This window comes from Marinobacter sediminicola (assembly GCF_031157525.1).
Lineage (GTDB): Bacteria > Pseudomonadota > Gammaproteobacteria > Pseudomonadales > Oleiphilaceae > Marinobacter > Marinobacter sediminicola.
Genome location: NZ_JAVIXR010000013.1, coordinates 34,375 through 54,940, shown reverse-complemented (window position 1 = coordinate 54,940; position 20,566 = coordinate 34,375). Strand labels below are relative to the sequence as shown.

Genomic DNA, 20,566 nt, shown 5'->3' with positions numbered 1-20,566 from the left:
GATTGGTGTCGGTTCTATTGTGCTAGGACGCCAATATAGGGTGTCCGTGCATGGCGGGGATAGAATATTTAGGACACCATTTTGAATATTCAGGACATTTTCGGGTGTTTGGCTGCCTTTAAGCACTGCTTGTTAGCGATGCGGTGCAGTTAATTAAGAGGAGAAGTTGGTAGTGGATACGCGAGTCAATCAGCCAGCGCACTAGAGGGCAGTTTGATCGCATCCGTATGCCTTGCATGGCTGGGATTTTTTGCGTAGTGGGCGGTGAAATCGCGTGACAAGTGAGCTGCGTCGGAGAAACCGCAATCTGCAGCAATTTCGGCGATAGAGCTATTAGTATGGCGCAGCAGCCAGTCAGCATAGCGCAGCCGCATTATCCGGAAATAGCGCATGGCCGTCATATTCATCTCTCGAAGAAAGAGACGGTTCAATTGGCGGGGCCCTATGTTGAGATGCGCCGCCAGGCTTTCAATACTGAGTTTGCTGTTAAGGGACTGCTCCATGGTTAGTACCGCTACGCGCACGCGTTCGTCGCGGATTTCATGGAGGGCCTCAAAAAAATGAGTTTGAGGTGAATTGGACATTCGGACACCGGTGAGAATCATATGCCGAATAGCTTGCTGTGCTTTTTCTGAACCACAGAATTGGCGAATTAAATGTAGGGCCATATCCGTTGCGCCGGAGGAGCCTGCGCAGGTAATGACGCGCGCGGACTGCAGGAAGATACGGTCAGGTGTAGCTTCGATATGGGGAAACTGCTGACGAAATTCGTTGATCACATTCCAGTGAACACAGACGCGCTCCCCTTTCAGCAGTTCGGCGCGGGCGATGGCGAAGGTGCCAGTGCAAACTCCAACTAATTTGACCCCCATGCGACTGGCGCTTTTTAAATACAGGCTTAAATCCCTGTCTTCCTCTGGGTCTAGGTAGCTATTGCCACCACAAATAGCGATATGGGTGAAGCTGGCAGGATCTTGGTACGGAACTTTCGGAAGAACCTCAATCCCACAGCTTGAGGTTACAGCCTTTGCTCCCATGATTTCCCAGCTGCAATGAATCATTCGGCTCCGTCCGCCCTGATCCGCTGCAAGACGTAGGGAGTCTACGAAGCCAGCGAAGGCGTTGAGTGTGAAGCGAGGCAGCAGAATGAAGCCAACTCTTAGCGGTGGGGTGTTAGACACCATAAAGTCTCTTTAGCGAAAATAGCGTTACCGCATGGTACGGCTTTGTTTGCACCTGCGCTTGCACATGTTCAGTTGAGCTTCTAGCGTCGTAGATCTTGTCGAGAATAGCGCCTGCCCTCATTGAGGTCGAATCGGCTGCTTGAATTACGCCGGACATTCACTTCTGTTAAACATGAGGTCCATAGGTAGAATCAAAGGCTAGGTACTTAGTGGCGAGAGAAAGCGGAATAAGTTGCGGGTGTAATTAAGGCACCATTTGGACACAGCCAAATAAAAAGGCCCTACGCTTTCACGTAAGGCCTTGAAAAATATGGCGCGCCCGACAGGATTTGAACCTGTGACCCCCTTCGGAGGGCACCCCATTAGACGGTTTCAACTGGCCGGCACCGACTTAAATCGGTGTAAGTCGTTGCTGGGAAAGGGTTTGGTCGAAATGTGCTCGCCCTACTGAAAACGGTTAAGCCCACATAACAACTTGGATTTTGGGCACAGAGTGAGAATTTCGGGGTGCCCGAATATGACCTTTGGTTACTGAGGCCATGGAGGGCTATACGGAGTCGGCCGGCACAACTAGCGGTACTATCGTCTTCAAGCTAAATGGCATTTCAGCGCCTGCTAAGTCCAGTCTGGCATATCGTAAAACAGCCCTGCAGCTGTGATAAGGCGGCGGAAAACCAATCGTTTAGGACTTTGGAGCTCTATACGATGCTGCGCGTCCAGGCCGTCCCTGGCATGAATCAACACCCCTCCGCTGAGCAAGGGGGCATCTCTGACTTCAATTCTATGGCTAATCAAGCCCAATGGAGCATGCTTCTAGCTACCACCAGCTTCCTTGCTTATAGGAGAAGCATCAATTGGTGCAGCGTCCTGGATCTTCAAAGGCATAATCTCTTTGCCATCCTCCCAGGAGCCATTGAAGCGATGCTCCTTTGTGTCTCCTAATGCGTATTCACAATCGACATTCCCATACGCACAGCTACGCAGAGCGTCGAATACTTTCCAGCAAAAATTATAGTCATATGCATCAGCCGCGCCGGGTTCAGCCTTGCACACGCCGTGGCCAGATCCGAGTTCAGGGTTGCCGTGAGTATCGGTATAGATCAGTACAAGGTCCTTGTTCTCTATAGGAATGTGATTAAGCAAGGGAAATATGGCATTACAACTATTTGCTGGGTTTGCTGCGATCACGCCAGTCTGGCTGGAATGGCACTGGAACAAAGTTGTAGTAGGGATGCCTGCTAGGCTGTTATCGAGGGCTGGCTCTCCGGGCCCAGCAAACCCCCCATCGTGTGGATCGTCTAGAAAAATCGACAGTGGCTTGGGAAGACCTAACGAATCCCATCTGTTGGCGATATTAGAAGTGAGAATCCCGCCAAAAGAAAAACCGAAATAGCTCGTTCTATCTAAATCTGGCCAAACACGGCTTGAGTCGGCCTGAAGGAATGCAATTGCGTCCTTAATGCCAGTTACAGCAGATGCCATGCAAGGCTCAATATAGAGTGGCCCTTGGCATGGGACTGCAGATGCAGTTTGCCAGCGAGGATAGATGACGACGTTCCCTTGGCGAACAGTGTGCCAAATAAACTCTCGTAGTGACTGATAACCCGCGAACTCGAAATAGCCATGCAGCATTATCACTAAAGGTGCGCTGACAGGCATGGGCTCGACTGGCTCAAATACATACCATGCGTCAGAGCCACTGCCTCCCTCGCTCACTCGAACGTCAATGCTCTTGTAATCGCTACCTCCTGGGCCGTGAGCCGGCTGCGTAGATTGCGCTAGGCTGCTCTTTCGTTGCGGGAGATGTGCTAATGGAACGCGAGTGAGATCGAGAGCTAATTGAGTAAAAGCGACTGTCTGTCTATGCATTAAATCGAAGTCGACAAACTCGATAGTATCGATGCCCCAGTTCAGTAAATATGCAGGCCGTGTAATGTAGTTAATTACCGGAATGTTACTGGTTCCCCATAAATACTGCCCCATATACGGCCAAGTCGCATCGCGGGGGTTGGCGGGAGGCATGAAATACGTGGGTGAGGCATCCGCATTTTGTGCCCAGTTTTGTGAAAGGTCTTGTAGCACTGCATTTTGAGGCATAAACATTGTGCCTGGCTCATGCTTTCCTGTTGCAAAAAACTGCCCTTGGCCGTCTGGTAGCCACTCTTTAAGCCCAAGATGCTCCAGAGTTATAACGGCTGCAATACGATCAAGAAGGCCATCTCTTTTATGTTGGCGAAGATATCCCTGTATGCCCTTGCTGCCAGCGAAATGTCCACTAGACAACACGATCGTAATGCTGCGCTCTAGCTCTTCCTGAGGTAGTCGTGTCAGGTATTGTGCGATATCGACGATGGCATTGGGGCCATTGCCCTCAGCACCATTGGTGCCCCCTGTATGGCTACTGATAACGACAAGCTCATCACTAGCTCCAGGAATGGTACCGATGAGATTTCTTGTGTTTATGGTCTCGACTATTGCGTCAAGAGTCAGGGTCACCGAGCCATCACTTTCAGCGAGATCTCGTAATTGTTGTCCCGCTATAGCATCAACATACACGCCAGGCATCCCACGGACATGGTCATCATTCGGAATGAAGAGCTTTGCGAACTGCGAACTATGTGCTTGATCGTAAGTAGCTACAATCCCGCGAACTCCTATTAGCTCCAGTCCATCCATTAGTTCTAAAAAAGGTCCTATCCCTAGATATGTTCGCTCGTAGGGGTCATCAGGTTTAACTGTGCCCGATGGATCGTAGACACTGACTGCTTTGTTAAGAAAGGAGTCAGCTGTCATTTGAATGCTTGGGAAGTCGACCAGTACAATTTTCCCAGCTAGGTTCGGAGCAAGCGACATGAGGACCGCTACAGGGTTTGAGGCAGTCACGATACTTTGGAATTGTTGTGGTGTGAGATAGGCGAGCTCTGCGGTGATCCCAGCCTCAGGCGTACTGCCTGATTGCGGTATAAAAGCAGCGGTGTCAATCAACCCAAAATCGCCTTGCGCTGTTTGAGTCGACAGACTCCAAGTTTTAGCCGTCCAACGCAACATCTCCACCTCTTCGAACTGAATGTCTTTCACTCCGGCTTGGCGTAGCCGCTCATGCAGTACGTCGATGTAAGCGGCCTGTCCAAGTGAGGCTTCTGCACGTAGCCCCACTTTGTCTAGAGACCTGTGCCACTCGCGCATTAAACTGCTGGGTAGGAACTCAGATTGGTCCACGGTTGTTGCCGCAGTTGAGGGAAGGGCCGTCGTAGGCCAGGCATTCTGAGGAGCGCCCTCCGAGTTGAGATCTGAATCGCTGCCCCTGCAAGCGACTAAGACAATCGATGCTATAAATAAAATGAGGATCCGTACAATGCCCTTTGTTTTCTGGAAGATATTATTGATCATCACCGAAAACTCCTTTTAGAACTTGTCGTTGTTGTTATCGTGCTTCCTGCGAGATTTATTCGGGACAGCCACTAGTTCAGTGTGTGCTGTAATTGCGAATGCGCTGAGAGCACTGAAGGAATGCGATCAATGTTTAACGTTGGACACGAAAAGAGCCAAGAACCACTATTTAAGGCTACTTACATCTAGAGCGTGTCCAAACTGAGCCTAGCAGGGGGGCGCGCTGGGGCAACTGATAAAATGACAGTGAATGTTGTGGATGCTCACAATCTCCCCCTGAGTAGATTTTCACCTGTTGAAGTTATTTAGCTACGCGGCCTCAATTTGCTCCATAACCCCCATACTCTGCCCCTGCTTGCTCTCCCACAGCTTCTGTGTCTATCATGCGTGAAGTGACCGCATCGGGGATTCCAGTGCAAAAACAAAAAAATATCGGTGTCACTGTTGGGGCTAATATTACATCAGCAAAGACCCCACCTCGTATATCTAAGCCACTACGTCTGTTATTCGAAAAGATGGCGATTGACATTGATATTCATATCGATGCCATGATTTGTGCGATCCGCGAGGAAGTGCCTGCATATGGTGCGATTACAGATCCAGGCCTCATAGATGAGGTGCGCTCCATGACGCGAATCAATTTGGAGGTTTGGCACCGTACCCTGCTCGACGAGCGTGCACCAACGGAAGAGGATCTCGCCCCGGTGTCAGCTTTCGCGTGCCGCCGGTACCACCAAGGAGTGCCACTCACGGACCTGCTGCACTCGTTTCGTGTGGGCGCGACTGTTGCTTGGCAGCAGATTCTGCTTCTCCTCGCTGATGATGAAAGAATACTCGCCGAGATGTTGATGAAGGTCTCCCCTTACCTGCTCCAGCATACTGACCATCTAGGCCAGGCACTTAGCTCTAGCTATATAAGTGAAGCCCATCGAAACCTTCAGTGGCGTGATCGCAGGCACCAAGAACTTTGCGCTCTTATTCTCGATAGCCCGGATGACACCAAGCGTTTTCAAACATTAACAAATGAATTGCAGATTGACCCCAACGGCCGCCGTGCAGCACTTGTGATAGAGCCAAGTAGCGTAGCTGACAGGGGTGCTTTTGAGCGGCAGATAGAAGAGCTGCAGCAGAAAGTTTCGGAACACCTTCACCTCGGACAAGAGGCGCCGCACACTTATCGCGAGGGCCGCCTTATATTGTGGGTTCCTATATCGGTGGGCACAAAACCGGTACTGGAAGAGCAGGCTCTGGCGATAGAGTGTTGCCGCCTAACTCGAGTTCTGTCGACAAAGATTCGCTCTATCGGTCTAGGACTATTCCGGAGTGAAGCTTTAGGGTGGCACGCTAGTGCTGAGCAGGCCTTAAGTGCATTAGAGTGGGGGTGTCGCAAAACTGGAAGCGACGACGTTCGGGTCTTTAAGTTTACGGACGTAATTCTTCAGGATGCAGTAGTTTGCCACCGTGCCTGCGTTGGATACTTTGATGAACTACTTGGCGTTCTAGCGGACGAGCCTATTCTGGTGGTGACGTTAAAAACATGGCTTTCAACGCCCGGTTTGACACGAAAAAAAGCTGCAGCAACACTGAATATCCACCCAAATACTCTCAACTATCGCCTCCAAAAAATCGAACAGAAACTGGGTGCAAACCTATCTGACTTGTCATGGCTTGCCCGACTTTTTGTTGCATTTCGGCTGCGCGACCGAGGCTGAGGCCTATAGCTATGTTGGTCGCCTGACCGCGCTCTGGCCTCTAGCTCGAATGGGTGCATGCGTATCTTTAGTTTTTTCGCGAGCCATAGTCATTTTCTTAATGGCGCTACCTAATAAAATTTTTCCGTAGCTCGTTGTGATTGTGCACAACATCTCCTGTTGTTTTATCAATTGCCCCTTTGTTCCCGGCTGCTACTCTCGAAGTTGAATGTTGCTCTAAAGGGTATTGGTGCTGTTACGACTTATTGCGCTGATAGGCTAGGGTTATTTTATTGAAAAATGCATGCCTTGAGCGAGATGTAGATAACAAATATAAATAAAGAGGGATGGATAATGAGATTTAGAAATAACAAAAAGGACCGAGTGAGATTTTTAGGGATTGGCTTTTTAAGCCTATTTTTTTTGGTTGGTTGCAATGGAAGTAGTTCGAACAATAATTCTAAGGAAAACATTGAAGAGGCCCCTGAAGAAGTGGCATGTGATGTAATCATTGACGAGTCAAAATTCGCTGACGAAGGGCAGCTTAAAGCCCTAATGGCGCAAGTGGTTCAGTATGGGGATCTCCGTTCAACTGCAAGCGAAGCGCATGAGAGTGCGATTGATTGGATTGAGTCTGAGATAGGTAGAATTGGTGGTTTTGAAATCCGGTCGGATGAGTTTGAGATACAGCGCTGGCAACCAACTCCCGCTGACCCAAGCGGTCTTGGCCGTAGCCTTGAGTTGGCTGGTAAGCTGGAAATAGAAGGCCAATTAATACCGGTAGTCGGGGCTGTGCCCTACGCTCTTGGAACAGGTGAGCAAGGCAGTACAGGTGAATTGATTTATTTACCTCGAAATCAAGCGATTACTGCAGCACATGCAGGCAAGGTTATCTTGCGAGACTTTCCAACCGCGGCTAATGATCCAGCATCAGCGCCCCCATTTTCCCACCTAATGGCTAGTGCAAGTTATATGGCCCCAGACATGTATGCCCGGCTCCCGTTATTGTATGAGCGGCCTTTTTTGGGGGCGTTACAGATTCATTCGGACCTGATTGCTGCTGGGAAAGTAGGTGCAGGGGCAGTCATTTTCGCTTTTGACGTTCCACGGGAACAAGTGTCTGGCTACTTTGATCCTCATTTAGGTATTCATTTCCGCCTGCCGGCAATTTTTGTTGGAATTGATGAGCGAGCGGAGCTTATGGATGCTATAGCCGCGGGGCATGACGCTACAGTGGCAGTGTTGGCAGAGCGCGATGCGGCAATGACTCGCAACCTTATTGCTACGTTGCCAGGGCAGAGTGATGAGCGGATAGTGCTTTTCACCAACACTGACGGAAATACTTGGGTTCAGGATAATGGCATCGCAGCAATGTTAGCGCTTGCCGACTATTTTGCTCGTCAGCCAGCCAAATGTCGCCCTCGTACGCTTGAGTTTGCTTTCAACTCAGCGCACTTGCACGATTCACAGGATGGGACTATACGGTACGGGAGAGAGCTTAATCGGGAATTTGACGAAGGGTCGGTCGCTTTTACGTTTGCGATTGAGCACCTTGGCACCAAGGAAATTCTTGCGAAACCGAGAGCTAATGGTAAACCTGGACGCGAGCTATATTTCACTGGCAAAGCGGAACCAACCGTTTGGTTCGCACCTGAGGACCATCCACTAATGACCGATACGGCAATCGGTGCGCTTCTGGACCGAGAAGTGGCTGGGATGTCAATTCTCAGCGGCTTTGGTGGGCCTGGGAATCATACTCCAATGCGCTGCAACTTCGGCGGCATGGGCTCCATCACTCACGCATACCTAGTTCCCACTATGGGGCTGATTGCGGGGCCATGGTCTCTATGGGCCCCTAATTACGGAGCGGATGCGGTCGATTTTTCGCTGATGCGTGACTTGGTGCTTGCAATAGGAGATTCTGTCATGACTCTCAATAGCCATACAAGTGAGGAAATTGCAGGGCCTTACAAAGAATGGCGTGATTTGAGGGAGCAAGGGGGCCGCACCTGTTGGCAGCCAGATTACAAGTCAGAAGATGCGCCGCTTTAGGAAGCTTAGCGAATAGACTTTTATACGAGGCGCGACCTAAAACTTGGGGCCTCGGGATATAACGATACTAAGCCGCCCAGCAATTCGTTGTCGGGTGGTTTAGTGTAGTGGTCAACTAATCCCCCGGCGGTATTTTAAGGCACTTCCTCGAAATGCCGTTGTTGAATGTATGAGGTCGTTGCCAATTGCAGTAGCCCGTCAGATAGCCACCAACATCTTTCTTGGCCTCGGGTAATTTTTGATATCCCAGGGCTGGTATCTCCTCAGTTTTCAGGCTTCGGAACAGCCTCTCCATTGGCGCGTTATCCCAACAGTTGCCGCAGTGACTCATGCTTTGAGTCATTCGATAGCGCCAAAGTCGCTGACGTCCTTTGCGGCTGGCATGCTGGCTTTCTTATTCCGAGTGGAATATAACTCTCTCCGGCCGACGACAACCCCCCTGCCTCACTGAGCAAGCCTTTGATTGTCCGGCTGCCGGCTTATTAGTGGACAGATGGCTCACCTGACTCTTCAGGTCCAGACTCTCAGCATCCACGCGGTTCCGTCGTTGGCGGTATTCGTAGTAACTGGAGCGATTGACATAAAACGCATTACAGATCATTTTAGTTGGCATTTGCTCAGTTAACTGATCTGTCAGCCCGTACGATCCATCTCGTCTGACATCAAGAGAGCGGTAGCCTATTTTGTATGTCTTTCTCCTGCTCAAGGGGTTTGTAGCGGGCTTCCAGTTCATGAATGCGGTACCTCTCCGGGGTGAATTCTTTGCCATTCAGTGTGACACCGTCACGCTTCTCTGACAGTTGGTTAACCCAGCGTCGAATAGCGCTTTCACCAATCTCCAAGGGCACACTCGCCCGCGGAATTGTGTAACCTCGATCCAGCAGCAAGCTAGCTGTTTTCTGTTTGAATTCAGGAGAAAAGAACGTCGCTTTCTGGTCATCAGACACCTCATTTATGGTGGCGATATTTCCGCCTACGTTGGTGACCGGAGTCATCGACCACTACATAATGGCTGTGTGCGAGCGCAGCGACTTGCCTACCAAGGGAACGGTAGTCGATGTCTGATGGTGGTAAGGAACGCGCCACCCATTAAACTAATTAACAGCTTATAGAAAGCTGATATAATAATATGATAGTGTAGGTTTTAAGATCGAAATAAATGCGACTCTAAGTGGTTTTAATGAGTTTTATGTCATTTGTGGAGATGGTGACCAGTTGTTTTTTAAAAGTTTGTTTTCTGTTATTTGTGTTGGTGAAAAATTAAAATCAATATTAAACATTGAGTTGATACTTAATTATGACTCTTGATAAATCAGCGCTGCCACTATACAAAAAGCTATACAAAGAGATTAAAAAAAATATAGAAAGTAGGACTTGGGAAGAAGGTGAGAAAATCCCATCGGAAAAAGAGCTTTGTGAAAAATATAATGTTAGTAGGATCACGGTTAGACGCTCTATTAGTATGCTGGAGTCCGATGGCTTAATTAAGACAGTGAAAGGGGCTGGAAGCTTTGCTCAAAAAATAAAGTACGATCAGACTCTATCTAAAATGGTAAGTTTCAATAAAACCCTTACTGAAAAAGGAGTTAAAGGATCTACAAAAGTAGGGAGAGTAGATTCTATTTTTGCAGGTTTTTTAATTGGTGGGCTATTAAACCTATCAGCTGAAGAGTCGGTTTTGAAATTGACTCTAATAGGAGAGGGTGATGGCAATCCAATAGTGCAATACGAAAGTTATTTTCCTTTATCACTTGGATTTAAAGTTTCTGAAAAAGCTAAAGAGTTCGAGAAAAGAAAACAAGCGTTCTCTACTATTGATTTATATAAAGAAATAGAAGGAAATAGGCCGAACCGGATTAAGCAAACATTAGAGGCCACTGTTTCAGATGAAAATTTGTCACGCTCTCTTAAAGTAAAAGAAGGCACCCCAATTTTAATGGTCACTTCTGTAATTTACTTTAATGAGACCCCTTTAGAATATCGTGTGGCATGCTACTTAGGTGCGGAATATAAATTTTCTACTGAAAGAACTCTCCAGGATGCTTACAGTTGAAAGCTTGGCCAGCTCTGGTTCTTCGTGATTGGAATTGATCTTCAAGCGGTTCGGGCTGGCCCCACTTCCGTAAGCCAATAAATTCGTACCTTTTTTGCGCGTACGGTCGAGCCACGCTGATTCCTTGGTCGCAGCAGGAAAGTTATCGATCGCCTGCGCTCAGATCTTTGAACTGTAAGTTCTGTAAACACCCTTAAATTGACCGGTCGGCACTATCAGTGCCGAAACCCTATGTGTCTGCGTAGTTGTGTGTCACAGCAATGCCGTCCTGACATATAGAAGTTGACCAAGCTGCATGAGAAATCGTTGACGTGATGGAGGAACCAAGCTGACCTGCTCTCCTTTAGCTTAACCGTTGTCGTAAGCAGCGGAGGAAAAGGCTCGTAAGGTAAGAGCGGAGAGGGCGGGTACAAGCGAACTATCGTTAGGGTGCCGGAATTGACAGGCGTTATCAAAACCGGGAACCACAACTAGCTCTGGGAATAGTTCGTCGGAAACCTATTTTATGGGGTGAGCCAGTATCTTGCATAGTAGCGAAAGCAGGTTATAGAAGCAGCAAAGGCTGAGGCTCCGCGAGAGCCGGTCTCGGAGTCGGTCACCCGGAGTCCGGAAAAGACGGTCATATGTTAAAGAGCTTATAGCTAACAAACGACATCTACGTTGACAGACTCTGAGAGCTGCGCCCACCAAGGCGCAACGCGCTATCATGTCTGGTATGCAAAAAAAACCGCACCGATAATCTGGTGCGGCAAGAATTGGGTTACTCACCCGTGCAGGACAATATTTACAGACCGGTCAGAACTTGAGTCGCCCCCCGATTAGTACAGTGTCAATATCCTTAAAGTCCGCACCAGCACGATCCAGCGAGTGGTTGTTGTAGCCAGCATAGGCTTCAAACCACTTGATCGGGGTAAAGACATAGCCAACCCCCACGGTTTCCGCAGAGTCGCCCTTCTCAACGCGGTCTTCTGTTTTCATAAAGTGGATATCAAACGCATGCTTGCCGACTTTATAGCCTACCTTGGCGAGGTAAAAATCAGCATCCGGATTAGCCGGGTCATCGTCACTGGTGGTTGAATAGGCTCCCGTGAGGTTGATACCCGTGTCATGCAACCACGACAGTGAGCCCCCAAGGGTTTCAAAATCGTCAGCTACGCCGCCTACATTCCTGACTGAATAACCCAGAGCGCCTTCAAATTTCCCGCCGAGCTGACCCGAAAACCTGACGCCAACTTCGGTCACATTGTCCTCACCCCTAATGCCCTGGCTTATCACTGGTTTAAAGGCGCCCAAAGCGGGTGGATCATACCTTACACGGCTATAGCGGCTCTCGAAGTCCTGGTCACTCATTGCGGCCCCGAGCCCGACCCGCGTATTGGTGGCCGCGTCAAGAAAATCCAGACTGCCACCCACCAGCGCGGGATTGGTCCAGGAAATAACACCTGTGCCAGACAGATCCCGTTCGATATTTCCGTTCGCTGCCCCATCACCTTGACCGAGCGATACTTTACCAAAGTCGCCTGAAACAAATATGTTCAGGTGACGCTCTTTAAATTCGCCACTTATTGATCGTTCTTCGAGAGACACTTTACTAGAGGGGTTCTGCTGGTACCCCAGTTCCACATGGGCGCCGATTGTTAGATCTGTGCCATCCAAATTGCCTTTCAGTTTGGCTCCGATCCGGCTCCCACTGTTGTCGTTATCGACAATGAAGTGCTCACTGCCATCACCGCTGTCTCCATACATAAGGCCATAGTTTAATTGGCCAAAGACATCAACAACGATGTCCGAAACAGGTGCTTCACTTAAAATATTCGGCACTTTTGACTGCGCAACCGCAACGGGAGCGGAGAAGCCGCAGACAATCAATGCAATACAAGATACTAGGCTTTTTGTGTTCTCGTTTTTCATTTTAATATTTCTCTTTTAATGGTAATTTTTTATTTTCGTTAAGATAATAGTTGTTATCTACGTACTTGTGGTAAATAATTAATTGTTGTTTTTAATATCAAATTTCAACCCATGTTCTTTTGAAATATAAATATGAAGTAGTCCAACAAATACAGCGAATGTGGCAACGTACATGCTAATACTCTTCAAGTACAGTGTGTAGCTTGAAAGAGCAGCTGCAGTCTCCCCGCCTATTGTTAAAGCGATAATAAACATAACTCCAATCAAAAAGGCGAGAAAGAGCGTAAGTGCACACAAGACTGAGAATAAAAATAGGAGTTTTTTCATTGTTCTTTCCTTTATAAAAATATAATTGGCAGGATTCCGGCAACAAGAATCATAGTCATTAGGAGGTGTGATGCTATCCACACTAGAGCCAACTTACATGTCATTATGAAATCCGATTTAGCTATGCCCATAGCGACAAAAAGTCCAAGGGCAAGTGGAGGAGTCATACCTTCCATTGCACCTGTCATAGCTGGCAGCATAATTGCTAATTGCAAAGGATCTCCTCCAAGCGCACCAAAAACACTAATCATTGATCCACCGAGAATAGCGACTTGTGCGGACCCTGGAAGAACCATGCCGAGTATGCAAAAGAATAGTGGAAGGATTATAACCAGTGCACCGACACTGAGATCTAAAGAAACAAACCAACTTTGTATCTCATCATTAGCCCCCATGCCCAAAAAAGCTTGAGAAAGCGAATAGGCCAAATAAATTGTTGCTGCAACCGGCACTATATTAGGTAGGGCGCTTCGTAGTATGGTCATTATTTCAGTAATCCCAAAGGTAGTATCTCCCTTCTTTGAGATTAAAATGGCATATGCAGCAGCAATACCAGGCGTGAACATCATTACTGATTTTGAGAAGTATCCAGCACCGTCTACCCCAAGTCGACCAATTAATATGTGATCTGGAAGGGCGGACAGCAATAAAGGTATGAATATGAAAACTGGTAACAGAAGCGCGTGCCATCCATCTCTAAAGGACTCTCTAAATGAAGGAATATCTTCTTTTGGTATGGGTTTAACATTTTCAATCTTGCATAGGATCATTAGTGTTAAAATACGTTGAAGTATGAACCATAGCCCAATTAAATATGAGGCGATAAGCCAGCTTCCCAATGTCAAATTTCCTGGGGCAAATGCATCATAAATTCCAAAAGTAAGAAATATTATTCCAGCGGGTGGTATTACGTTGCCAAGCATGCTTGCTGACATTTCTGTAGTGGCTGCCAGGTGGGGGGTAAAGCCAGACTTCTTCATTAACGGTATTGTGAATACACCTGAAGCTGCTACGTTCCCAGGTCCGGTTCCCGACAACGAAGCCATAAATGCACTTGCAGCAAGAGCTACATAACCAGCCCCTCCACTGAATTTTCCTACTAAAGCTAGTAAAATATTTACAATTTTTGATACTGCGTGGGTAGCATCAAATATTGCGGCCAAGGCTAAGAAAGCAAAAATCGTAAAGAAAAGAGAACTATTTGCAGGAAAAATCAAATAATCAAAAAAGCTAGACCACTGTCCAGTAACAGCGACTATGCCTAATAAGGATAAAGCCATTATTTCATACATTGGCCTTTTAAAGAATATAAAAAAAACTGCCACGAAGGCAATTAAGGAAAGCATTAACATTAACGCAAATGGCATAGTGGTACCTTTATTGTTTTAGATGGCTGATTTTTCGTGTTGCATTCCGTTGTTGGTGGTTTGGGTGGTTGAGCCGAATTCTTAAGTTATCCTCACAACGATATTTCCATTTTGACTAAAGGCATCAAGCTCCCTAGTGCGATGGCTGCCAGTATTTCTCATAGCGCGCTTGATGCGTTTGCACGACAGCTTAATATAACATGTCATAACAGCCTTGAATCTTCGCAAATAAAAATGCAGCTAGTCAATATAATTCATATTAAACTTAGGACTAACGATATTCCAAAATGGAATATTGGCGTAATTATTAGGGGAGGGTGCAAGTTCTGAGCTGACATGAGGGCTCGTCCAAAGCCGAGCATTAGGGCTGCGTATTGCAGGTACCATGTACACTGTTCCCTGTAGCGCTGGGGAACAAAGCACCTTGCGCAAGGTGTGTTTTGCGGTGGTTGGTCGTCAGCTTGGCTCATTCTTCCAGGTAAGATTTTTCAATCCTTATGCGCGCTCGCCACTGCTGGATCTGGTTGGCATAGAATCAGGATGTTGTCCTCGGTGATTCATTTGCTCGACGAGGGGTCAGAGAGGTTTTGCGATCCGTGGGTTGCCTTGCGCCGGAGTTGCCGTAGGCTGTGGTCATGATCAAGTGCACTAGCATATTGGAGTAGGTTCATATCCACTATTCACTGTCGGTGATAGCGACCACCTAAGGATTGGCTTTTAGCAAGGGCGTGGTAGCACGGCGCTTCGAATGTGTCCGGTAATGCTTATCATTAAGCACTGTTGTAAGGGCGATCGTCCCGCCTTTAAGTTGACCTCAGGGCGCTCGGGCTCTGTCCATCGATTCAGACTGCGCCCCAGTTGTGCTTTATACGTTCAGCGTCACGTATAGGCTTCGAGCCGAGTGCTGGCGCTATGAGGCAAAGTGTCTGGACTTCATGTCTGTCTGTTTGCCCATAGCCCCTAGAGGTAAAGTTCAGGAGGAGGGGGCTAGTGCCAGAATTCGGCGGGATGCTAGTGCACTAGCAATCTGACGCCAAATGCATGCCGTTCTCTCGGGTACAGATTAGAGTGCGGCTGCACCGTTTTCGGCTGGCGTTGACTTTGCGCCTCCACGACATCAGGTGGTCGGTGCACAGGCCTGTCCCAGAACGCGCAGTGTAAATGGTTATTGCCGGCTTTGCCTTCCCCTCCTCTAAGCGCAATGGCCTATGCCCCTCGGCTGCCGCCCCAAGATCACCGCCCGCTGGTAGGCTACCAGCGCCGATCCGCTCGTGCTGTACCCTGTGCCTCTTTCAGAGTCGGCGGTTCTCAAACCAAGTTTTTCTCGCAGAATTGTTTTTTCCTGAACATGTGGGGTTGCCCTTTCTTAGATGATTAGCTTTTCCGGCCTTGTCGGGTGGTTAAAAGTCGGCAAAATAATTCACGCTTAAGAAAAGCGGAAAATTCGTTGACGCGAGCCAGAATACATGCATATACTTTAAGCCTGTTATAACAACTACAGTACAGGTGACTGAAAAATGAATAAATCTTTGAAAATTATCTGCCCTAATGGCCATCTTGGCTTTGCTCCACTAAAAACGGGAAGCTTTCATATAGGTATTGAGGCTGGTCCTGATGTGATTGCTGCAGACTCTGGCAGTGATGATATTGGTCCGGGCCCCTTAGGTAGTGATACATGTGCAAGCCCGAAAGCTTGGCAGAGGCATGATCTTGAGGAAATGCTATTAGCTTCCCGTAAGAAGAATGTGCCTATGATCATTGGCTCTGCTGGTGACACAGGTAGTAATAGTCGTGTCGACATGTACGTGGAAATGATCCATGAGATTGCCAGGGAGCACGACTTGCCTCCCTTTAAAATTGGCTGGTTTTACTCTGAAGTAAGTCATCAGTATGTGAAAGAAAAAATTCAATCTGGGTCAGTGATTGAGGGGCTTGACGATCGTCAAGCACTGGATATAGAAACACTTGAAAAAACGGAACGAATTGTTGCAATGGCAGGGGTGCACCCATTCCTAGAACTATTAAAGCAAAATTGCGATGTGATAATTGGTGGTCGTAGTTCCGACAGTGCTATTTTTGCAGCCCCGGCACTGTTTAACGGTTTCCCAAAAGCTCAATCATATTATCTAGGAAAAGTTCTTGAGTGTGCATCATTTTGTGCTGAGCCATATGGTGCTAAAGAAACCGTTCTCGGTGAAATAACGCAAGAAGATGTTTCAGTTACAGCAATGCTCCCTGAACAAAGTTGCACAGTTGCTTCTGTATCAGGACATGCTATGTATGAGCGCAGCAATCCTTTTCATGAATATGTTGCGGGTGGTCTACTGGACATGACCAACTGTCATTATGTTCAAGTGAGTGACAAAACAACAAAAGTAACTGGAATGGAATTCCAGGACGCTACAGAGTTTAGAGTGAAGTTGGAGGGGTCCGGTAAAATAGGAGAAAGGTTTGTTGGAATGGCAGGTGTAAGGGATCCTTATACTATAAAAAATATTGACAAGGTCATTGATTGGGCGCGGGATCAAGTAAAGGAAAAGTTTGGAGATAGTGGTTGGGAACTTCATTATAATGTTTTTGGAAGAGATGGGATTATGGGCGATATGGAGCCCTTAAGAAATTCTCCAGCACATGAGTTGATGGTAATTGTTCAGGGTATCGCTCCAACAAAGGAGATGGCTGAAGAGGTCGCAGTCACGGGTACTCGCCAACTTTTTTATGCAAGGCTTCCAGAAGTTAAAGGCACCGCCGGAGGGGTATCATTCATTTTTGATGAGGTTTTACCGGCAAGCGCGGCTTACACCTGGACTCTAAATCATACAATGGCCGTGGATGACCCATTGGAACTTTTCCCTACCCATACAAAGACAGTAGGTTAAAAATAAGGAGCGTCAAATGAAAACTAAAAAACTTTCAGAACTGGCAAAGACTGTTAGAAGTAAGAATGCAGGAACTGATAAGATTACGTTTGATATTATATTTAGAGAAAAGGAGGAGTACGAAAAAGTAAAATCCTCTAAAGTTATTTCAAGAGAGACTGTGGGTAAAATATTAAACATTAGCCAAGATCGCATCTCGGATTTTGTGAAATATGATCCTGCATTTGCAATAAAGTTCACAATCAAGAGGCTAAAGCCGAGCGGAAGTGCGGGAGATGGAGATATTTTCGGAGCACAACAATATGCACCATTTCTCGATATCGACGTCCCCGTATGAAAGTAGAAGTATGACCGTGTGAAGTAATTTCGAGAACATTTTGAAGTTGTTAATAGACTTCATGGACTTGCTTACAGTCCATGAAGTTAACTAACCCCTAAATCTCGAATCCAGATAATAATTGCAGCGCTTTAGAGTAATCAGGTAGAGGCTATGTGGTCTTGGTGGGCACTTCACGGACACTGCCAATCGGATCGAGTGGGTCGGTGTAGTGATCCGATGATTCGGTACATTCACGTAGGTAGCAAGAATACCACTATAAACGAGGTGTCGATGCCGAGAAAACGACTTGCCTTTACTCTTGCACTCGAGCAGGAAGCAGCTCGGCCAGGTCTGGTTCGGTGATATCACCTAAATCTGGAGCGGTCATCGATGGGGCCGCCTGGGTGATTCCTTCCAGTTCCGATCCCGGTTTGGTTGTAAAAGCTCTGGAACATACCTGGTAGCAGCGTTATCGACCGGAAAAGGTAACGTTTAATTCAGGTCAGGGAAGTCAGTATTCCAGCCGTACGTTCCGTAAGTGACTCTGGCGTCATCGAAGAATACAGAACACAAGCCGCCGTGGAAGTTGCCTGGACAACGCACCGAAGGAGAGACTGTCCCGAAGCCTGAAATCCGAATGGATACCCTCTCTGGGATATCGCAATTTGCCAGATTCTAGAAAAGATGTTGGTGGCTATTTAATAGACTGCTGCAGTCAGCAACGGCCTCATGCATTCAACGGCCGCATTTCGCCTATTGCAGCTGAGGAAAGCCTTAAAATATTGTCCGGGATTAGAACACTAAAAACCGTTGGAGATTCGATATGTCATATTCGTCAAGTTTTAACTGGGAAGATCCGCTGCTGCTGAGTCAGCAGCTGAGCACAGAAGAGCGTCAGATTAGTGATGCTGCCCGAGCATACTCTCAGCAAAAGCTTCAGCCGCGAGTGTTGAGTGCTTACCGCGAAGAGCGCTTTGACCGCGAAATTCTGTCCGAGATGGGTGAAATGGGCTTGTTGGGTGCGACAGTCTCTGAAGAGTACGGTGGGGCTGGATTGGGGCACGTAGCTTATGGCTTGATTGCCCGTGAAGTTGAGCGGGTCGATTCTGGCTACCGGTCCGCTATGAGCGTCCAGTCGTCGTTGGTGATGTATCCAATCGAAGCCTACGGTTCTGAAGAGCAAAAGCACAAGTTCCTGCCCAAGCTGGCTAGTGGCGAAATGGTGGGGTGTTTTGGGTTGACTGAGCCGGATCATGGATCTGACCCTGGCTCCATGATTACACGTGCGAAGATGGTGGATGGTGGCTATCTACTGAGTGGCCAGAAAATGTGGATTACCAATAGCCCAATTGCCGACATTGCAGTTGTATGGGCTAAGTCTGAAGCCCATGAAGGTAAGATCCGGGGTTTTATTGTAGAGCGTGGCACCAAAGGTTTCTCCACTCCTAAGATTGAGGGCAAGTTGAGTCTGCGAGCTTCAATTACTGGCGAAATAGTGCTGGACGAAGCGTTTGTTCCTGAAGAGAACTTGCTTCCCAATGTGAGCGGTCTTAAAGGCCCTTTTGGGTGTTTGAACAAGGCCCGGTTTGGTATTGCTTGGGGCTCTATGGGTGCGGCTGAATTTTGCTGGCATGCTGCCCGTCAATATACGTTGGATCGTAAGCAATTTGGCCGCCCGCTAGCAGCTAATCAGTTGGTTCAACTAAAACTTGCCAATATGCAAACGGATATCACGCTGGGGCTTCAGGCTGCCTTACAGGTAGGTCGTTTGATGGACAATGACAGTTGGGCTCCAGAAATGATTTCTATGATAAAGCGCAATAACTGTGGCAAAGCTTTGGATGTGGCTCGAGTTGCTCGCGACATGCATGGCGGTAATGGAATTGCCGACGAATTTGGCGTCATGCGACACATGCTCAACCTTGAGACAGTAAACACCTATGAAGGTACTCATGATGTGCATGCGCTGATTTTGGGTCGTGCCCAGACTGACATTCAGGCGTTTTGTTAATCATTGATATGCGATAGAGCGGGCCGTGGCCCGCTCAGGAGAATTACGATGGAGAAACCTCTAGCAGGTATCCGTGTGCTGGATCTGTCCAGAATATTGGCAGGACCTTGGTGCAGCCAGCACCTAGCAGATATGGGCGCCGAGGTGATTAAAGTTGAGCATCCAGAAGGGGGGGATGACACCCGTGGTTGGGGGCCACCTTATCTGGAGGGCACACAGGAAGCCGCCTATTACCTGTCCGCGAATAGGGGTAAGCGCTCCATCACTGTGGATATAGCGCAACCGGAAGGCCAGGCTCTAATTCGAGAGATAGTTACACATTGTGATGTGGTCCTTGAGAATTTTAAGGTCGGGGGGCTTAAACGCTACGGCTTGGATTACGACAGCCTTAAAACAGTTAAGCCAGACCTCGTTTATTGCTCAATCACGGGGTTCGGGCAGAGCGGGCCATACTCTAAGCGGGCAGGTTATGACTTCCTTCTTCAGGGTATGGGGGGGTTGATGGATATCACCGGCCGACCGGATGAGGAGCCTGGAGGAGAGCCAGTGAAGGTAGGTGTGGCGGTGGTGGATCTATTCACAGGCATGTACGCAACTACATCAATACTTTCTGCATTAATAGGTCGCAGCAGGACTGGTGAAGGAGCGTGGATTGATGTCGCGTTAATGGATGTTCAAGTTAGTATGCTCGCGAATCAGGCTATGAATTACCTGACCTCGGGACAGTCGCCACAGCGTATGGGTAATTCACATCCCAACATCGTTCCTTACCAAGCCTTTAGTACCGCTGATGGTCACATTATTTTGGCGGTTGGTAATGATGGCCAGTTCCGGCGCTTTTGTAAGGTGGCGGGTGTGCCCGACTTAGCCTTAGATAAGAGGTTTGCTAGCAACCGAAGTCGAGTACAAAACCGTAAGCTACTCGTATCTAACATTGAGAGCCTAATTCGAGCTAAGCCAACACTCTTTTGGCTTGAGGCTTTAGAGCGCGAAGGAGTGCCTTGTGGGCCGATCAATTCGATTGAGCAAGTGTTTGCTGATCCGCAAGTGCAGCACCGAGGGTTGAAGGTGGCCATGCCGCATGAGGAAGCTGGCGAAGTGAATTTAGTGAGTAATCCAGTCCGTTTCAATAATAATCCTATGAATGCTGACACGCCTCCCCCAAGATTGGGCGAACACACCGAGAGCGTGTTGTCGGAGCTTTTTCCTGATCGTAAGGGCTTTCTAGATAGCCTACGAAACAAAGGCGTTATTCTGTAAGGCTGTTTGTAGTGGTCAACTAATCCCGGGCAGTATTTTAAGTTATTCTTCCGCAACTCTGGGTGGCCCTAAAACAGGGCCACGATCAGGTCAATCGTTTGTTGAGCCATACCAAAAAAAGC

General features: G+C 47.9%; 13 protein-coding genes and 1 pseudogene. 7 read left to right on the top strand and 7 right to left on the bottom strand.

Going from position 1 to position 20,566, the window contains the following annotated elements; all coding sequences use genetic code 11:
* Window positions 1-185: 185 nt before the first annotated feature.
* Window positions 186-1,061 carry a GlxA family transcriptional regulator gene (locus RG807_RS15385; protein WP_309045681.1) on the bottom strand — a complete coding sequence of 292 codons (876 nt, stop codon included), beginning with the start codon at window positions 1,059-1,061 and terminating at the stop codon, window positions 186-188.
* Window positions 1,062-1,997: 936 nt separating this feature from the next.
* Window positions 1,998-4,574: a hypothetical protein gene (locus tag RG807_RS15380; RefSeq protein ID WP_309045680.1), complete on the bottom strand. Its 2,577-nt coding sequence runs from the start codon at window positions 4,572-4,574 to the stop codon at window positions 1,998-2,000.
* A 383-nt stretch (window positions 4,575-4,957) separates the two neighbouring features.
* Between RG807_RS15380 and RG807_RS15375 the strand changes: the two genes are divergently transcribed.
* Window positions 4,958-6,286, top strand: coding sequence for a PucR family transcriptional regulator (locus RG807_RS15375; RefSeq protein WP_309045679.1), 1,329 nt, complete (start codon window positions 4,958-4,960; stop codon window positions 6,284-6,286).
* 333 nt (window positions 6,287-6,619) lie between these two features.
* On the top strand, window positions 6,620-8,317 hold the full coding sequence (locus tag RG807_RS15370; protein ID WP_309045678.1) for a hypothetical protein: 1,698 nt from the start codon (window positions 6,620-6,622) through the stop codon (window positions 8,315-8,317).
* A 115-nt stretch (window positions 8,318-8,432) separates the two neighbouring features.
* On the opposite strand, the pseudogene RG807_RS17820 reads toward RG807_RS15370, so the two are convergent.
* Together RG807_RS17820 and RG807_RS17815 are read right to left on the bottom strand one after the other, a co-directional pair.
* Window positions 8,433-8,759 (bottom strand): annotated as a pseudogene (locus RG807_RS17820) (integrase core domain-containing protein); the annotation flags it as partial.
* A gap of 220 nt (window positions 8,760-8,979) precedes the next feature.
* Window positions 8,980-9,312: a transposase gene (locus RG807_RS17815; protein WP_435404683.1), complete on the bottom strand. Its 333-nt coding sequence runs from the start codon at window positions 9,310-9,312 to the stop codon at window positions 8,980-8,982.
* Window positions 9,313-9,614: 302 nt separating this feature from the next.
* On the opposite strand from RG807_RS17815, the gene RG807_RS15360 reads away from it, so the two are divergent.
* Entirely contained in the window at window positions 9,615-10,370 is a 756-nt protein-coding gene (locus RG807_RS15360) for a GntR family transcriptional regulator (protein ID WP_309045677.1), read from the top strand.
* Between the two features lie 795 nt (window positions 10,371-11,165).
* On the opposite strand, the gene RG807_RS15355 is transcribed toward RG807_RS15360, so the two are convergent.
* The 3 genes from RG807_RS15355 to RG807_RS15345 all read right to left on the bottom strand — a co-directional run bounded on the left by RG807_RS15355 (window position 11,166) and on the right by RG807_RS15345 (window position 13,975).
* On the bottom strand, window positions 11,166-12,281 hold the full coding sequence (locus tag RG807_RS15355; protein ID WP_309045676.1) for a porin: 1,116 nt from the start codon (window positions 12,279-12,281) through the stop codon (window positions 11,166-11,168).
* A gap of 78 nt (window positions 12,282-12,359) precedes the next feature.
* Complete coding sequence (locus tag RG807_RS15350) at window positions 12,360-12,608, bottom strand: hypothetical protein (protein ID WP_309045675.1); 249 nt, start codon at window positions 12,606-12,608, stop codon at window positions 12,360-12,362.
* Window positions 12,609-12,619: 11 nt separating this feature from the next.
* On the bottom strand, window positions 12,620-13,975 hold the full coding sequence (locus tag RG807_RS15345; RefSeq protein WP_309045674.1) for a TRAP transporter large permease subunit: 1,356 nt from the start codon (window positions 13,973-13,975) through the stop codon (window positions 12,620-12,622).
* A 1,517-nt stretch (window positions 13,976-15,492) separates the two neighbouring features.
* On the opposite strand from RG807_RS15345, the gene RG807_RS15340 reads away from it, so the two are divergent.
* From RG807_RS15340 to RG807_RS15325, 4 genes are all read left to right on the top strand, one after another.
* A complete protein-coding gene (locus RG807_RS15340; RefSeq protein ID WP_309045673.1) occupies window positions 15,493-16,854 on the top strand; it encodes an acyclic terpene utilization AtuA family protein in 1,362 nt (453 codons plus the stop codon).
* A gap of 16 nt (window positions 16,855-16,870) precedes the next feature.
* The gene (locus RG807_RS15335; protein WP_309045672.1) at window positions 16,871-17,191 is read left to right on the top strand and encodes a DUF4387 domain-containing protein; all 321 of its coding nucleotides are present in this window, start codon (window positions 16,871-16,873) and stop codon (window positions 17,189-17,191) included.
* A gap of 805 nt (window positions 17,192-17,996) precedes the next feature.
* A complete protein-coding gene (locus RG807_RS15330) occupies window positions 17,997-19,184 on the top strand; it encodes an acyl-CoA dehydrogenase (protein WP_309045671.1) in 1,188 nt (395 codons plus the stop codon).
* Window positions 19,185-19,232: 48 nt separating this feature from the next.
* Window positions 19,233-20,444, top strand: a complete 1,212-nt coding sequence (locus RG807_RS15325) for a CaiB/BaiF CoA transferase family protein (protein ID WP_309045670.1) — start codon at window positions 19,233-19,235, stop codon at window positions 20,442-20,444.
* Window positions 20,445-20,566 lie beyond the last annotated feature (122 nt).

Bases quoted from the DNA above. Each gene is read 5' to 3' on its own strand.
- RG807_RS15375 (WP_309045679.1), top strand. From the start codon at position 4,958: ATGCGTGAAGTGACCGCATCGGGGATTCCAGTGCAAAAACAAAAAAAT.
- RG807_RS15370 (WP_309045678.1), top strand. From the start codon at position 6,620: ATGAGATTTAGAAATAACAAAAAGGACCGAGTGAGATTTTTAGGGATT.
- RG807_RS15340 (WP_309045673.1), top strand. From the start codon at position 15,493: ATGAATAAATCTTTGAAAATTATCTGCCCTAATGGCCATCTTGGCTTT.
- RG807_RS15345 (WP_309045674.1), bottom strand. From the start codon at position 13,975: ATGCCATTTGCGTTAATGTTAATGCTTTCCTTAATTGCCTTCGTGGCA.
- RG807_RS17815 (WP_435404683.1), bottom strand. From the start codon at position 9,312: ATGACTCCGGTCACCAACGTAGGCGGAAATATCGCCACCATAAATGAG.
- RG807_RS15385 (WP_309045681.1), bottom strand. From the start codon at position 1,061: ATGATTCATTGCAGCTGGGAAATCATGGGAGCAAAGGCTGTAACCTCA.
- RG807_RS15350 (WP_309045675.1), bottom strand. From the start codon at position 12,608: ATGAAAAAACTCCTATTTTTATTCTCAGTCTTGTGTGCACTTACGCTC.
- RG807_RS15355 (WP_309045676.1), bottom strand. From the start codon at position 12,281: ATGAAAAACGAGAACACAAAAAGCCTAGTATCTTGTATTGCATTGATT.
- RG807_RS15360 (WP_309045677.1), top strand. From the start codon at position 9,615: ATGACTCTTGATAAATCAGCGCTGCCACTATACAAAAAGCTATACAAA.
- RG807_RS15380 (WP_309045680.1), bottom strand. From the start codon at position 4,574: ATGATCAATAATATCTTCCAGAAAACAAAGGGCATTGTACGGATCCTC.
- RG807_RS15330 (WP_309045671.1), top strand. From the start codon at position 17,997: ATGTCATATTCGTCAAGTTTTAACTGGGAAGATCCGCTGCTGCTGAGT.
- RG807_RS15325 (WP_309045670.1), top strand. From the start codon at position 19,233: ATGGAGAAACCTCTAGCAGGTATCCGTGTGCTGGATCTGTCCAGAATA.
- RG807_RS15335 (WP_309045672.1), top strand. From the start codon at position 16,871: ATGAAAACTAAAAAACTTTCAGAACTGGCAAAGACTGTTAGAAGTAAG.